This window comes from Massilia sp. TS11, from assembly GCF_022012445.1.
Taxonomy (GTDB): domain Bacteria; phylum Pseudomonadota; class Gammaproteobacteria; order Burkholderiales; family Burkholderiaceae_D; genus Telluria.
Genome location: NZ_JAKLTS010000002.1, coordinates 257,412 through 271,824, shown reverse-complemented (window position 1 = coordinate 271,824; position 14,413 = coordinate 257,412). Strand labels below are relative to the sequence as shown.

The following is a 14,413-nucleotide window of genomic DNA, read 5'->3' as shown; positions in this document are numbered from 1 at the left end:
CGTCTTACTCCTCGGACATCGACGTCTTGGCACGGTCGAAGATCGGCTTGAGCAGGTAATTCATCATCGTGCGCTCACCGGTGTGGACGAACACCTCGACCGGCATACCCGGGCGCAGCTGCAGCTTCCTGGCGGCGATGACACGCATGCCTTCCGGCGTGACCTTGGCCTTCAGTTTGTAGTAAGGCGCACCGTTGTGTTCGTTGACGAAACGGTCAGCCGACACGGTCGTGATGACGCCAGGAATATGGGGCGTCGAGTTCGTATTGAACGCCGAGAACATCATCTCGACCTTCATGTCCGGATGAACGCGATCGATCATATTCACGGGAACTTCGCCTTCCACCGTCAACGCGTCGGCCGTCGGCACCACATCCATCAGACGGGCGCCACCGGGCACCACGCCGCCTTTGGTGAATACGGCCACACCCATGACGACGCCGTCAACCGGGGACTTCACTTCAACATTGTTCAGCTCGAACTTGGCGGCGGCCACGCGTGCGCCCGCCATGTCGGCCTCACGCTGCATATCGGCCAACTGAGTGCGCACTTCACGCTGGAATTCCTGGGCGCGTTGACCGCGGCGCAGCGCGACCTCGGCGGCTTGACGCTCCAGACGGGCCATGTTCATGCGATCCTCGTTCACGGCGCTTTCCAGCTGCAGGTAATTGCGCTCCAGCTCAAGCAAGCGGTTACGCGCGACGAAGCCATCCTTGGACAGGTCCCGCAGGCCATCGAGCTGCTCTTTCATCAGCTTGAGCTGACCGCGCTTGGATTCGGACATGTCCTTCAGGCCGGCGATCTGCACGCGCAGCCCGGCGATGTTCTCATCAGCGGCAGACAACTCCGACTGCAGCGCAGCCTGACGCGTGACGAACAGCTGGCGCTGCACCGACATCACCTCAGCCACCTTTGGATCATTCTTCGCACTCAGCATGTCGGCCGGGAAACTGATCTCCTTCGCACCGTCACGCTCGGCCGTCAGGCGGGCAGCCGTCGCCGCCATGCTCATGTACTGGGCAAACGCCGCTTCGAAGTTGGCGCGCGGGATGGAGGCATTCATCTTCACCAGGACCTGCCCGGCCTTGACAATATCGCCATCCTTGACCAGGACATCATCGACGATACCGCCCTGCTGATGCTGGATCGCCTTGCGATTGCTATCCACACTGAGGGTGCCGCTGACGGGCACACCTTTGTCGAGCGGCGCCACGCAAGCCCAGATGAGGAAGCCGAGCACGCCACCGAGTACGATGCCCCAACCGAGGCGGCTATACGGACGCGCATCAGTGCTGACCGTCAGCGGCGCCACGTCCTGCGAGACGACATCGCTCGCGGATTCACGTTTCATTAGTTTCATGCTTATTCCTGTCCGGTTTTCTCGGCGGCCGATTCGGCGGCCAGACGCGCTTCATCATCGGCTTGCAGTGCCGTTGCCTTGGCCTCTTCCGCGTCGACCGCGTGGGTGGCGGTCTGCTGCTCGGCCAGCGCACGGGCCTGCGCCTGCGCTTGGGCCTGCGCTTGGGCTTGGGCTTGGGCCTGGGCTTGAGCCTGTGCTTCCGCCTGGCTCTTATTGATGTGATCAAGTACAGCCTGCGTGCCGCCGAACAAGGCCAATTGGCCGTCCTTCATCACCAGCAGCTTGGTCGTCACGCCCAACACATTCGGGCGATGGGTGATCATTACGATGGTCTTGCCCATCTGACGCAACTGGAAGACCGCGTTCACCAGCGATTGCTCGCCTGCCTCATCCAGATTGGAATTGGGCTCGTCCAGCACGATCAGTGCCGGGTCGCCGTACAGGGCGCGGGCCAGCGCCAGGCGCTGTTTCTGGCCACCGGACAGACCGGCGCCGCCGTCGCCGAGCGGGGAATCGTAACCTTTCGGCAGATGCAGAATCATCTCGTGGACACCGGCACGCTGCGCCGCCAGCACGACTTTATCGGCATCGATCTCGCCGAAACGGGCGATATTCTCCGCGACGGTCCCGGCAAACAGTTCAATATCTTGCGGAAGGTAGCCGATATGCGGACCGAGCTGATCTTTGTTCCAGCGATAGATGTCAGCGCCATCCAGGCGCACATGGCCGATTTGCGAATGCCAGACACCGACCAGCAGGCGCGCCAGGGTCGATTTACCACTGCCGCTCGGACCAATCACGCCCAACACATCGCCGGACTGAATCGAGAAACTCAGGCCTTTAACGACGGCGATGTTGGACCCCGGAGGACCGGCCGTGACGGCTTCCACCGCCAGCCCACCCTTCGGTGCAGGCAATTCCATCCCGGTTTGACGCGGCGGATTTTCGGAGAGCAGCGCCACCAGCCGTTCATAGGCAAAGCGCACGGAGCTGACCGACTTCCAGACCGCAATCACCTGCTGAACAGGCTGCAGTGCTTTACCGACAAGAATCGTCGCCGCGATCATCATGCCCGGGGTCATCTTGTGTTCCAGCACCAGCAACGCGCCAATGCCCAGCACCAGCGACTGCAGCGACACCTGGACAAATTTCGTGGCCGCGCCGACCAGGCCCGATTTCTCGCTTGCTTCGGCCTGCAGGCGCAGGAATTCCTGATGCATTTTGAACCAGCGGCGTTGCAGGTTCGGCAGCATGCCCATCGATTCGATGACTTCTGCGTTCCGCAGATTATTCGTCGCCAGATTGCCCGAAATAATGGACATCTTGTTGGCTTCGGCGATCGGATCTTTCGACACTTTTTCCTGCACATACGCGAGCACCACGAGAATCAGGGTGCCGACCAGTGCAAAGACGCCTAACTGCGGCTCGAACAGGAAGATCACGACCAGATAGATCGGGAACCAAGGGGCATCGAACAGAGCAAACAGCGCATTCCCAGTCAGAAACTGGCGCAGCTGGGTCAGGTCGCTGAGGGCCTGACCGGCATTGCTGCCGATGCGCTTCAGATTCTGTTCAAACGCCGCCGTGTAGACACGCTTATTCAAGATCATGTCGAACTGGGCGCCTACGCGCACGAGCACAAAGCTGCGCATCAGTTCCAGCCCGCCCATCATCAGATAGGCCACCAGAATCATCAGCGTCAGCATCAGCAGGGTGATTTCGTTTTGGCTCTGCAGCACGCGGTCGTACACCTGCAGCATATAGAGCGAGGGCGCGAGCATCAGGAAATTGATGACTGCGCTGAATACGGCGACCGTACGGAATGCGCTCTTGAAGCCCTTGAGGGCGTCGAGGACTTCATTGCTGTCCTTCCCGAAACCGGGACCAGCTTTCTTAAATGGAAACATAACACTCCAGCGCACAGGCGTGCGCGACCGTTCAGTTTGACAACCGCCCGGCAGCGGTGGCCGGTGGGAATTGTGAGTGAGGTGACGCTAAGTCAAACTCAGGCACGGAGCAAGGATAAGCATTATCCTCAATTGAGTCAACAAAAATGTGATCTACATCACAAAGCAATGTCAGAAACGAAAGCTTTCTAATTTTCAAGCCATTCCAACTGTGCCGGAAGACAGACCCGATGCAGGTCGTAGTCCGCCTCGACACGCGCGCGCGCCCGGGCGCCAAGCTGGTCAGCAAAGGCGCGGTCGTCGAGCAATGTTTGAACCGACTGCGCCAGACCGGCATAATCGAAGAAATCGACCAGAAGGCCCTGCTCACCGGCCGCGATACACTCGCGCACGGGCGCGGTGTCGCTGGCCACCACGGCGCAGCCACAACTCATGGCCTCCAGCAAGCTCCACGAGAGAACGAAGGGATAGCTGAGGTGGACATGCACGCGCGACAACTGCAGCACAGCCAGATAGGCGTCTGGCGCCAAGGTGCCGAGGAAATGGATGCGGCGCTGGTCCGCCTCTGGCATGGCGGACAGCACTTCCAGTGCGAAGATTTGCTTCCAGCTCTGTCCTGACGGCGGGCGCGGCCCGTAACCGCCTTCGTCGGCACCGACGATCAAGACTTGCGCCCGGGGCCGCGCGGCCAGCAGCGCAGGCAGGCTGCGCATGAAGCTGTGGTAGCCCCGGTAGGGCTCGAGCGTGCGGGCGACAAACGTGATGACTTCGTCTGCGCGGGTCAAGGTGCCGAGGCCGGGAATGGCCAAGGCCACGTCGGCGCGCGGACGGTAGCGCATGCTGTCGATGCCATCGTGGATCACCTGGATGCGGGAACGGAAGCTCTCCGGAAACTGCTGCGCCTGCCAATGGGTGGGCGCTAATCCGGCTTCGGCTTGCTCAAAGCTCAGGGTATTGCTGAGGTTTCTAAGACGCATGCGGATCGCCAGGTCGGGCATGTTCGCTGCAAACTCCGGATCGAAATCGAGCTCACCACCGGCCAGCGGGTAATGGTATTCACAGTACAGGCGCAAACGGGCCTGCGGCCAGACCTCACGCAGGAACAGGCTGTCGCCCCAGCCCGGGTGGGCGTAGATCAGTTCGGGCATCAGGCCCTGCGCACGCAGCTGGCGTGCGGCCTGCCAACCGGCTTCAGCACGCAGCAGCTTCGGCGCCACTTCCCCCAGCCACGGATGCACCGGGCGCGCGGCGCTCGCGTCGCACGCGTAGTGGTGCACGTGCACCCCCATCCACTGCCCTTGCGGAAAATGCAGCCCAAGCGCATGCACGGCGTGACCGTCGCGCGCCGCCACAGCCGGCGCCAGGTGCCGGAACTGGGCCGGGAAGTTTTGGTGGACAAAGAGAATCTGCATGATGCACAAGCCTCAATAAAAAAAGCCAGGCCGAAGCCTGGCTTTCATGAAGGGCGGCGTGAACCGCCGCCCCTGCACCGGGATTAACCCAGGGTGATGACGTTGGCAGCGATCGAGGTCGCGCCAGCACCCGAGGTCGTGGCGTGGAAGCCAACCAGGATGATGGTCTGACCCGACACGGCGCCCGAAGCGTCCGTATCCCAGGTGATGGCGGTGTCGTTGCCGCTGGCCGAGTAGGTGAACGAGCCGTTGGTGGCGTCGTAGGTACCGGTCACGAACACGATCTTCTGATCTTGTGCGGCCAGGTTGGTACCAGCCAGCACCAGACCACCGGTGATCGACGTGGCCAGAGCCGACAGATCGATCTTGTCACCAGCCACAGCGCCTTTGACGATGTCGAAGGTGCTGGTCAGTTCGTTGGTCTGGGTCACAGTGGCGTTGTTGGTGCCAGTGTCACCAGCAGCGAACACCAGGGTGTTGGCTTTGCCCGACAGGTTGAAGGTGTCGGCGCCAGCGCCGCCGGTGATGGTGTTGGTACCAGCACCCACGGTGATGACGTCGGCGCCAGCGCCGGTCTTGATGACGTTGTCGCCGGAACCGACGGTCACCTTCTGCACACCACCGGTCGCGGTGGACAGGTCGACGTTGTTGGCGCCGTTGCCCAGGGTCACGATCGAGTTGAAGGCGGTAGCGGCGGTGATCTTGATCACGTTGTCGCCATTGCCTGCAGTGATGGTGTCGGTCTTGCCAGCGGCCAGACCAGCGTCGGTGAACTTCAGGATGCCGTCAGCAGCCGTCACGGTCGAACCAGCGGTCGTCAGGGTGACACCGGTCATGTCCAGGGTCAGGCCCTTGGCCAGGTTCGAGGTCACAGTCTTCAGCGTGTTACCTGCCAGGCCGGTCAGCGTCAGGCTTTCAGCGCCGTTCACGGTCAGGCTGGTGGCGACGCCGTCGGTCAGTGCCAGCTGGTTGGCGGTGCCAGCCTTGCCAGTACCTTGCGAGTTGATCGTCACGCTCTCGATGTTACCCACGTCAACGGTCTTGCCGGAGAAGTTGATACCGTTCGAGGTCGAAGCAGCCAGGGTGATGGCCACAGCGTCAGCCGTACCAGTGTCGTTGACCAGGTTGTAGGTCACGTTCTGACCCGGAGCTGCGCTCAGCAGCAGACCGGTACCGGCGGCGACGTTCGAGAACGTCAGGGCGCCAGCGCCAGCAGCGGCTTCGATCGTCTTCACGCCCGAGAACACCGACATGTTGTAGGTGCCGGTCGAGGCGGCGCCCATACGCAGGGTTTCGAAGCCCGACACGTTCGCGCCGGTGTTGGCAGCGGTGAAGGTAGCACCAGCGGCGTTAGCCACCAGCACGTCCGACGTACCCGAACCAGCAGCGACGGCCTTGGAGGCGTCAACAGCGATGGTGATCACGCTGGCACCCGAACCGCCTTTGTAGGAGGTCTGGTCGGCCTTGACGGTCATCGTGTTGGTGCCGGTCGAAGCCGAAGCGTCCACCGAGGTCAGGCTGCCCATGCCGCTCACGTCAGCCGTCATACCAGCGCCGGTACCCGACACGGTGATGGTCTTGACAGCGCCCAGGGTCGAACCGGTCAGGGTCGACACAGCCGAACCATTCACGGTCAGAGCGGTCACGGCAGCGCCGGTCACGTTCAGGGCCGAAGCCGAAGCGGCGGTCACGGTCAGGGTCTTGACGGTGGCGTCGGTCAGCGTAGCGCCCGACTTGGTGCCGTCGATGGTCACGGTCAGCTTGTCAGCCTTGGTGGTAGCCTGGTCGGTCACGGTCACACCAGCAGTCGAGTTCTTCAGAGTCAGGCTCTGCAGATTGTTGCTGTTGATGTTGGTCGTGTTGTAGCCGTCCAGAGTCACCGAGGTGATGGTGTTGGCCTTGGTGGCATCCGATGCGTTGGCGTCGGAGATGGTCACGGTGCCGGTGGTGATGGCGCTCTTACCTTGGGTGCCGGTCGAGACCGAGGTCACCTTGTTGGTTGCGGTGCCGCCGAAGTCGGTGGCCACTGCATCCGTGATCGCCTTGGCGGTCTTGTTGGTGAACTTGACCGTGCCGTCGCCGTTGTCCACAGCGTCCCAGGTGATACCAGCCTGAGCGTTGTAGTAAGCCACGAAAGCGGTGGCGGTGGCGGTGGCGCTGGCGGTACCGGCGCTGGTGTAGGTCTGACCGTCGAAGGTGATGGTCTGGCCGGCCGTGGTGGCGCCAGCGAAGGTCGCGGTGAAGGCTTCCTTCACAGCAGCGGCAGCAGCGGTCTGCTTGACGGTCACCGAGGTGGTGGCCGAGGTACCGGTCACGGTCACGCTACCTTGGGCAACGTCGCCCACGCCGTTGGCGGTCGACTGCGAAGCCGACTGGGTCACGGACACGGTGGTGCCGCCGGTGACATTGATCGCGCCCATGTTGGTGGCGCCAGCATTGTCAGCCTTGGCAGCAGCGGTGATCGACACCACGCCGCTGGCGGCGGTGGTAGCGCCCACGGTCACAGCGCCGGTGGTCACGCCGGTGCCGCTGTAGACGATGTCTTTGCCGCCGTCGATGCTGGTGGTGCTAGCACCCACAGCCGAACCCGACACGGAGATGTTGCCGGTAGCGCCCGACAGGGTGATGTTGCCGCCCGAGCTGCTCACGGTCTGGGTGCTGCCGCCAGCGATCTTCACGCCGTTGGTGCCCAGGTTGGTGACCGACGAAGCGACGCCAGCACCGACTTTCAGATCGACCAGGTTAGCGCCGGTGTCCGAAGCGTTGATGGTGGCATTGGTCAGGCCGGTGAAGCCGCTCATGTCAGCGGTGTAGCCAGCGCCGGTGGTGTTGACGTTGACGACTTCGACGTTCTTGACCGTCAGCAGGCCCGGCAGGGTCGTGTTCGAGGTCAGGACGTTCAGGGTGTCCACGCCGTCGCCGCCGTCGATGTTGTCGAAGGTGGTCAGCGAGTTGTTGGTACCTGCGTCGAAGGTGTCGTTGCCGAGGCCGCCGGTGACGGTGTCAGCGCCGGTGGTCAGCTTCAGGGTCAGCGGGTCGTACTTGGCCGGCAGCGGGGTGGCGGTCGACAGGTGGGTGTCGCCGCTGGTTTTGGCGGTTGCAGCAGCGTCCACCAGGCCTTGGGCGTACTTGACTGCGGCAGCAGCGTCGGTATCGTCCGAGGTCGAAGCGGTCTTGGCAGCAGCAGCAGCGTAAGCGTCAGCAGCTTGCTTCAGAGCGGCAGCCGAGCTGGCGGCGGTCGTGGCAGCGGTCTGCTCGGCCTTGGCTTTGTCGATGGCGGTCTGGGCGGTCACTTTCGAGTTCACGGCGCCCAGGGCGTTCGTGGCGTCGGTCGTGGCTTGGCCAGCAGCGGCGCTGTCGGTGTCGGCTTTGGTCTTGGCAGTGTTGTAGGCGGCCAGGGCGTCAGCGGTAGCTTTGACAGCAGCGGCTTCGTTCAGGATGGCGTCGGACACGGCCTTGGCAGCAGCAGCGTCGGTCACGGACTTGTCGGCGCTGGCCTTGGCGGTTGCAGCAGCGGTGTCGTCGGTGGTGGTCGACTTGGTGGCAGCAGCGGCGGTCACGTACAGAGCAGCCTTGGTCTGCGCGTCAGCGGCAGCAGCAACAGCGGCCTTGCTGGCGGTGTCAGCGTCGGTCACGGCCTTGGCGGTAGCAGCCTGGGCGTCCACATAGGCTTTGTCGTCAGCAGCAGCAGCGTCCGAAGCGGCCTTGGCGGTCGTGTAGGCGCTGTTGGCGTCGGCCAGGGCCTTGGCGGCAGTGGTGGCGTTGCTCTGAGCGATCAGCAGTTTGCCGTTCGCGGTCGACACAGCGGTAGCGTCGCCCGAAGCGATGGCGTCGTTCAGGGCTTTCTGAGCGTCCGTCACTGCTTGGATAGCGGCCTTGTTGGCGGTGTCCGCATCGGTCACAGCTTGTGCCTTGGCGGTGGTCACAGCAGCCAGAGCGCTTGCGTCGGTCTTGTCAGCGGTGACCTTGGCAGCGGCTTCGGTGGTCTGCGCGGTCTTCACAGCGGCAGCGGCGGTCTGAGCAGCAGCAACCTTGGTGGTGGCGGCGGTCAGGGCGTCCGAAGCGGCGGTAGCAGCGGCAGCAGCGGTGGTCAGGGCCACGGCTTCTTTGGCGGCGTCCGGGTTACCTTGGGTCAGGACCGTGGTGATCGTGGCCGACAGGTTGGTGGTCGCGGTAGCCAGCGAAGCGTCGGTCGTCACGCTAGCGATGTAGCCTTTGGCGGTAGCGACGGAAGCGCTGTTGTAAGCGACGATCTTGTCGCCCGAATCCAGAGCGTTCGTGAAGTTCACGGCGGCAGTGGTCTTGTTCTTCATCGCGGTGGCGTCGGTGCCCACGGCGGTTTTGGTGATCTCGGCAACCATGTTGGCGATGGTCAGGCCCGAGGTCGGATCGGTCAGCTTGTTAGCCCAGTACAGCAGGCCACCGGTGTCAGCCGGACGGCCGAACAGGTTCAGGTAAACCTGGTTGATGGTCTGGGCGGTCGACATATTGGCGTACGCGTCCGTGTACTCTTTCTCTTTCGAGAACGAGGTAATCACTTTTTGCAGGTCAGCATCGGATTTGATCTGACCTTCCCAGAATGCCAGGCCGACCGGATCTGCAGGACGGTTGAAGTAAGCCACGTACAATTGCTGAATAGCGGACGTGTATGCTGTAGCCATTAATAACTCCTAAGAGGTTGTGTTGAAACGTACTATGCGGTGCCACTCACTTGCTTTCGGCGAGCCTGCGGACCGTATAGTGACAGAGGATTTTCAATGGAAAATGTGACGGGCATCACATTGACCATCAAAAACCTTCTGGGCCTAGTATTTTTTATACTGAAATTAACCCGCGGCCATTATCAGAGAGAATATTTGCGAAAGCAAGAATTTCCGAAACGAAGCGCGGCAGCCGCAGCAGAGCGGCAACAGGCGGGAGAGGATGCGGCTGTTTCGACCCTCCCTGCTGACATCGGCGGCGCAGGAAGTTTCTTGAACATACAAATAAAAACAGGGGCCACTGCCCCTGTTTGAATTTCGAAAGCCGTTGCAAAAAAACTACTATTTGCCCCAGCTGGTCGCGCCCTGCACAGACTGGGTGGCATTGAGCCTACCCTCAAACAGGTAGGCCGCCCCATCGCGGAACAGCGCCCCGGTCACTTCCATATTGTTATTAGGCTTCCACTGGCCGTCACCGTACATCATGCCGCTCGGTCCGACCGTGCCGGTGGCCTTCATCTGATAGCTGGTGCCGGCGGCCAGCAGATCGAAGCTGGTCGAGAAATTGCCCGCTCCAAAGTCGACGTTCAATTTGCCATTGGACAGGCTGGCCGACGCAACGCGCGACGAGTAGTCATCCAGCACGACGGCCTCGCCTCCCTTGAGCACAAAGCTGGCCGTACCACGCTCGGGCGGCGTCCAGTCGGACCCGCTGCGGCTGCGGAACAGCGCGTAGTAACGATTCATCGCCAAACGCTCATTATCAATACCGGCCTGCGCCAGATCGATCGTGGCCGGGGCGTCAGCCAGCGGCTGGAAGCGACCCCAGCTAATAGCCTTGTCCGGCGGCGGCGGCGCTGGCGTCGGGGCCGGCGTCGGGATCGGTGTCGGCGCGGGCGTCGGCGGCACCGTCGGCGCAGGGGTCGGCGCCGCGGTCGGGGCGGGCGTCGGCGCGGCCGTCGGGGCCGGGGTCGGCGCCGCGGTCGGGGCCGGGGTCGGCGCATGCGTCGGCGGGGTATTCGCGACCTGCTCCTTGATCACGGCGGTCTTCTGCGGATCGAGGTTGGGCTGCACTACGGGCGCCTGGGCCGTGCCACCGGGCTTGCCGACCGGCTCGTCCGAACGCGGCGGCGACATGGCGTCGGGCGCATTCGCCCCGGCTGCCAGCAGCTGGGGCGCCAGCTGGCCGCGCTGCAATTGCAGCAGCTGGCCGCGCTGATTGGCCGACAGCTCGCGGCTGGCATTGCCTTCGCAGGGGCCGGTGCCTTCCGGATTACAGGCGCCGCCAAAGCCGGCCATCACGATGCCGCCCGTATGGACAGTCACGCGCGTGACGTCCTGGTCGGCATAGACGGTGAAATCGGTGCCGCGCACGCCGATGGCGGCCAGCGGCGTATTGAAGCGGAAATTCTGGCGCGCCTGCTTGACGGCATTGCCCGAACTCGTACGGGCCGTGCCCGACAGCAGTTCCAGCTTGACGCGCGTATTGCTCGGCTGCTTGGTATCGACCTGGTAGGCGACGATCCGCGCCTTGGTATTGGCGCGCAATACCAGCAGGCCCTCGTCGACCGTTTCGATATAGACGAAACCGTCTTTACCCGTCGTCAGCAGTTCGCCCTCGTTCACTTTCGCGTCGAGCAGCAGGGGACGGCCGCCGGCCTGCGCGTCGCCGGTCACGAAAATGACCTTGCCCGCCACCCCGGCATGGGCCAGGCCAGCGATACTCAGCAACACAGCACTTGTAATTAGACCACGCAACATATACTTCCCCTTTCTCTCCCATTATCCTGCCAATGGGATAGGATTCTGTGACAACGATCACATTTTACTGCTGTTCGCCAGAAAGCCCGCTAAAATTACAAATTAATAACAATTTAAGACCTGGCGCCACATTCCTGTCACGACAGTGAAGGTTATACTGCGCGTTTATATTTCCCACGAGCACAATGTCGCGTCCCTCCTTCGTCCTGATCGCCCGCAGTCTGATCGCCGTGATGGCGGTCGTACTGACGGTCTGGGCGCAATGGTGGACGGCGCCGACGACCTCGTTTTTCGCCGGCGAATGGGTGCGTGACCGCTATTTGCAGCTGCAGACCACGCTGGCGCCGGAACCGCGCATCCTGATTGTCGACATCGACGAGGCCAGTCTGCAGGCCTACGGGCCGTGGCCGTGGCCGCACGGCCGCCTGGCCGACCTGGCCGAAACCCTGCTCGGCCACTACCATGCGCGCGGGGTCGCCTTCGACATCGTGCTCGAGGACGCCAGCGACCCGCTCGGCGAGGCGCGCCTGGCCGCACTCAGCCGCACCGGCCGCCTGGTGCTGGCGCAGATGTTCGATTACAGCAGCGAGCGGCCGGAGCCCCTGCGCAAGGGCCAGCTGGCCGGTGCCAGCAGCGCCCACGCCCAGACCGCGGCCGTGCCCGCCACGGGCTACCTGGCCAACCATGCCAGCGTGGTCCAGCATGCGCGCCAGGTCGGCAATCTGGGCTTCGTGCCCGATTCCGATGGCGCCCTGCGCCGCCTGCCGCTGTTCACCAGCTGGGGAGGCCAGCGCTATCCGACCCTCGGCGTGGCCCTGGTCGACTGCTGCAGCGGACCCGGCTCCCTGGTGCTGCCGCGCGAAGCCTTCATGCGCGTCGGCCTCAAGCGCGACTGGCCTGCCTACTATCTGGTGTCGGCCGCCGAGATTCTCAAGGAAGAGATCGATCCGGCCAGCTGCCAGCAGTGCCTGATCATCGTCGGCTCCTCCTCGCTCGGCCTGGGCGACCGCGTCACCACGCCGCTGGCCGAGAACCGGCCCGGGGTCTGGGTGCATGCGGCCATGACCTCGACCCTGCTCGACCTGAAAGCCGGCACCGCGCCCCCACCCTGGCCGGGCCGCTGGATCGCGCTGGCCTATGCGCTGGCCGCGACGCTCGTGGCCAGCTTCGCGTTTGCGCGCCTGTCGGCCCTGGCCAATGTCGGCCTGCTGGCGCTGTCGGCGGCCGGCTGGATGGGCCTGGCCTTCGTGGTCAGCCGCCACGATGCCGAATTCGGCCTGACCGGCCCGCTCGCCACCCATGCCTGGCTGCTGGCCGTCGGCGTGCCCTTCCACTGGCAGCTGACGCAGCGCCGCTCGCGCCATTTGTTTGATACTCTGCGCCAGTATGTGGCGCCGGCCGTGGTCGACGAACTGCTGCGCAGCGACGTCAAGGACCCGCTCACGCCGCGCCTGCGCGACGTCACCACCCTGATCGCCGACATGGAAGGCTATACGACCCAGGTTGAACAACTGCCCGTGGATGAAGCGGCCAAGCTGACGCGCGACTTCCTCGACTGCCTGACCGGGCCGGTCTTCACGCGCCACGGCACCATCGACAAATACACGGGCGACGGCCTGGTGGCGTTCTGGGGCGCGCCGCTGCCGAACGCCGAGCACGCCGACCTGGCGCTCGACGCGGCCGAAGACATCGTGCGCCGCGTGGCCGTGCTGTCGGCCGCACGCGTGGCGGCCGGCCGCCCGCCGCTGCGGGTGCGCATCGGGATCGACTCCGGCCCCGCCATGGCAGGCGACTTCGGCACCCAGTTCCGCAGCGTCTACACGGCCGTCGGCGACAGCGTCAACACCGCGTCGCGCCTCGAACAGGCCGCGCGCGACTTCCCCCATTGCGTGATCATCGGCGCCGGCACGGTCGAACGCGCCAAGCGCCACCAGTTCCTGCCCCTGGGCGAACGTCTGCTGCGCGGCAAGGAAAAGCCGACCCAGCTGTTCACCCTGGCCACGCCGGAGGCCGCATGATGCTGCGCCGCCTGCTGCCCGCCCTGCTCTGCCTGCTGGCCCTGACGGCCCGCGCCGGCGAGGAGCAGGTGCCGCCCGACCTCTACCAGGAAGCCTTGCAGTCGATCAGCGAAGGCCGCAACCAGGATGCCTACGAAACCCTGAAGCGCCTGATCGAAGGCGAGCCGACCCACGCCGGCGCCTGGCTCGAAGTGGCCCTGATCCAGTGCAGCCTCGGCAACGGGGACGAGGCCGAGCGCCTGTTCGCCGAAATCGAACGCCGTTTCCAGCCGTCGCCGGCCATCCGCGCCCTGATCAGCAAGGCGCGCAGCGAAGGCTGCAGCACCTGGAATGCGCACCGCCAGGCCAATCTCAGCCTGGCGCGCGGGCTCGACCACAACGTCAACCAGGGCGCCACCAATCCGGTGCTGCAGGTCACGGGCGGCGAGATCACCCTGTCCGACGAGTTCCTGCCCAAGCCCGATCACTACACGGTGTTCAGCGGCGATTACCTGCGCGATATTTCGCGCAATGGCAGCGTCGGCTATGCCCAGTTCTCGCTGCGCAAGAACGACCGCCTGCACCAGTACGACACCGGCTCCGTGTTCATCGGCACCGAAAGCCCGTGGCGCCTGGGCGCCTGGACCGTGCGCACCAATGCCATGCTGGGCGCCATGAGCCTGGGCGGCCGGCTCTACCAGCGCCAGCTGCAGCTGCAGGCGCGCGTCGGCCCGCCCCTGCCCCTGCCCGGCAGTCTGCAGGCCCAGCTGCTGGCCGGCTTCAACCATGTCGATTACATGACGCTCACCCATTTCGACACGAATACCTGGGAAATGCGCGCCATCCTCAATTACCGCGCCGAAACGCGGCAGTGGACGGCCAGTTTCGGCGTGCTGGACGACAAAGCGCATGAGCTGCGCCCGGGCGGCGACCGCCATGGCCAGCAGGCCAGCCTGGTGCTGCGCCAGGCCCTGCCCGAGGGCGCCGGCTGGATCGACCTGTCCTACACGCGCCAGACCTGGCAGAGCCAGCGCGCCTATGCGGCCGGCCTGATCGACACCACGCGCGCCCAGCGCACCCATGCGCTGCGGGCCGCCTGGACCTATCCGGTCGCCCCGCGCCAGAGCCTGCAGCTCGAGGTGCGCCGTCTTGTCAATCGCGAAAACATCTCGATCTTTCAGTACAATAACCGTCTGGTGCAACTCAGCTGGCAATGGCAGGCCCCCTAGCCACCCCGGACGCGCACGCAACACGGCCCTTGGCCGAGCCCGTCCCC

Annotated in this window: 8 protein-coding genes; 3 read left to right on the top strand and 5 right to left on the bottom strand. The window is 64.0% G+C overall.

All coding sequences use genetic code 11. The annotated features are described in order from the left end of the window. Positions 1-4 precede the first annotated feature (4 nt). From LZ005_RS04655 to LZ005_RS21610, 4 genes are all read right to left on the bottom strand, one after another. Positions 5-1,351 (bottom strand): HlyD family type I secretion periplasmic adaptor subunit, encoded by a 1,347-nt coding sequence (locus LZ005_RS04655; protein WP_237805168.1) that lies wholly within the window; start codon positions 1,349-1,351, stop codon positions 5-7. Positions 1,352-1,362: 11 nt separating this feature from the next. Then, positions 1,363-3,267: a type I secretion system permease/ATPase gene (locus tag LZ005_RS04650; RefSeq protein ID WP_237805166.1), complete on the bottom strand. Its 1,905-nt coding sequence runs from the start codon at positions 3,265-3,267 to the stop codon at positions 1,363-1,365. Positions 3,268-3,455: 188 nt separating this feature from the next. Further along, positions 3,456-4,679 carry a glycosyltransferase gene (locus LZ005_RS04645; RefSeq protein WP_237805164.1) on the bottom strand — a complete coding sequence of 408 codons (1,224 nt, stop codon included), beginning with the start codon at positions 4,677-4,679 and terminating at the stop codon, positions 3,456-3,458. An 83-nt stretch (positions 4,680-4,762) separates the two neighbouring features. Then, positions 4,763-9,340, bottom strand: a complete 4,578-nt coding sequence (locus tag LZ005_RS21610) for a DUF4214 domain-containing protein (protein ID WP_269106504.1) — start codon at positions 9,338-9,340, stop codon at positions 4,763-4,765. A gap of 96 nt (positions 9,341-9,436) precedes the next feature. Between LZ005_RS21610 and LZ005_RS04630 the strand changes: the two genes are divergently transcribed. Then, positions 9,437-9,694, top strand: coding sequence for a hypothetical protein (locus LZ005_RS04630; protein WP_237805162.1), 258 nt, complete (start codon positions 9,437-9,439; stop codon positions 9,692-9,694). A 27-nt stretch (positions 9,695-9,721) separates the two neighbouring features. On the opposite strand, the gene LZ005_RS04625 is transcribed toward LZ005_RS04630, so the two are convergent. Continuing rightward, positions 9,722-11,113 carry a FecR family protein gene (locus LZ005_RS04625; protein WP_237805160.1) on the bottom strand — a complete coding sequence of 464 codons (1,392 nt, stop codon included), beginning with the start codon at positions 11,111-11,113 and terminating at the stop codon, positions 9,722-9,724. 212 nt (positions 11,114-11,325) lie between these two features. Between LZ005_RS04625 and LZ005_RS04620 the strand changes: the two genes are divergently transcribed. Together LZ005_RS04620 and LZ005_RS04615 are read left to right on the top strand one after the other, a co-directional pair. Next, positions 11,326-13,158, top strand: coding sequence for a CHASE2 domain-containing protein (locus LZ005_RS04620; RefSeq protein ID WP_237805158.1), 1,833 nt, complete (start codon positions 11,326-11,328; stop codon positions 13,156-13,158). Next, positions 13,155-14,366, top strand: a complete 1,212-nt coding sequence (locus LZ005_RS04615; RefSeq protein WP_237805156.1) for a tetratricopeptide repeat protein — start codon at positions 13,155-13,157, stop codon at positions 14,364-14,366. Before LZ005_RS04620 ends, LZ005_RS04615 begins: the two co-directional genes overlap by 4 nt. Positions 14,367-14,413: the final 47 nt, after the last annotated feature.

Bases quoted from the DNA above. Each gene is read 5' to 3' on its own strand.
- LZ005_RS04655 (WP_237805168.1), bottom strand. From the start codon at position 1,351: ATGAAACGTGAATCCGCGAGCGATGTCGTCTCGCAGGACGTGGCGCCG.
- LZ005_RS04650 (WP_237805166.1), bottom strand. From the start codon at position 3,267: ATGTTTCCATTTAAGAAAGCTGGTCCCGGTTTCGGGAAGGACAGCAAT.
- LZ005_RS04645 (WP_237805164.1), bottom strand. From the start codon at position 4,679: ATGCAGATTCTCTTTGTCCACCAAAACTTCCCGGCCCAGTTCCGGCAC.
- LZ005_RS21610 (WP_269106504.1), bottom strand. From the start codon at position 9,340: ATGGCTACAGCATACACGTCCGCTATTCAGCAATTGTACGTGGCTTAC.
- LZ005_RS04630 (WP_237805162.1), top strand. From the start codon at position 9,437: ATGGAAAATGTGACGGGCATCACATTGACCATCAAAAACCTTCTGGGC.
- LZ005_RS04620 (WP_237805158.1), top strand. From the start codon at position 11,326: ATGTCGCGTCCCTCCTTCGTCCTGATCGCCCGCAGTCTGATCGCCGTG.
- LZ005_RS04615 (WP_237805156.1), top strand. From the start codon at position 13,155: ATGATGCTGCGCCGCCTGCTGCCCGCCCTGCTCTGCCTGCTGGCCCTG.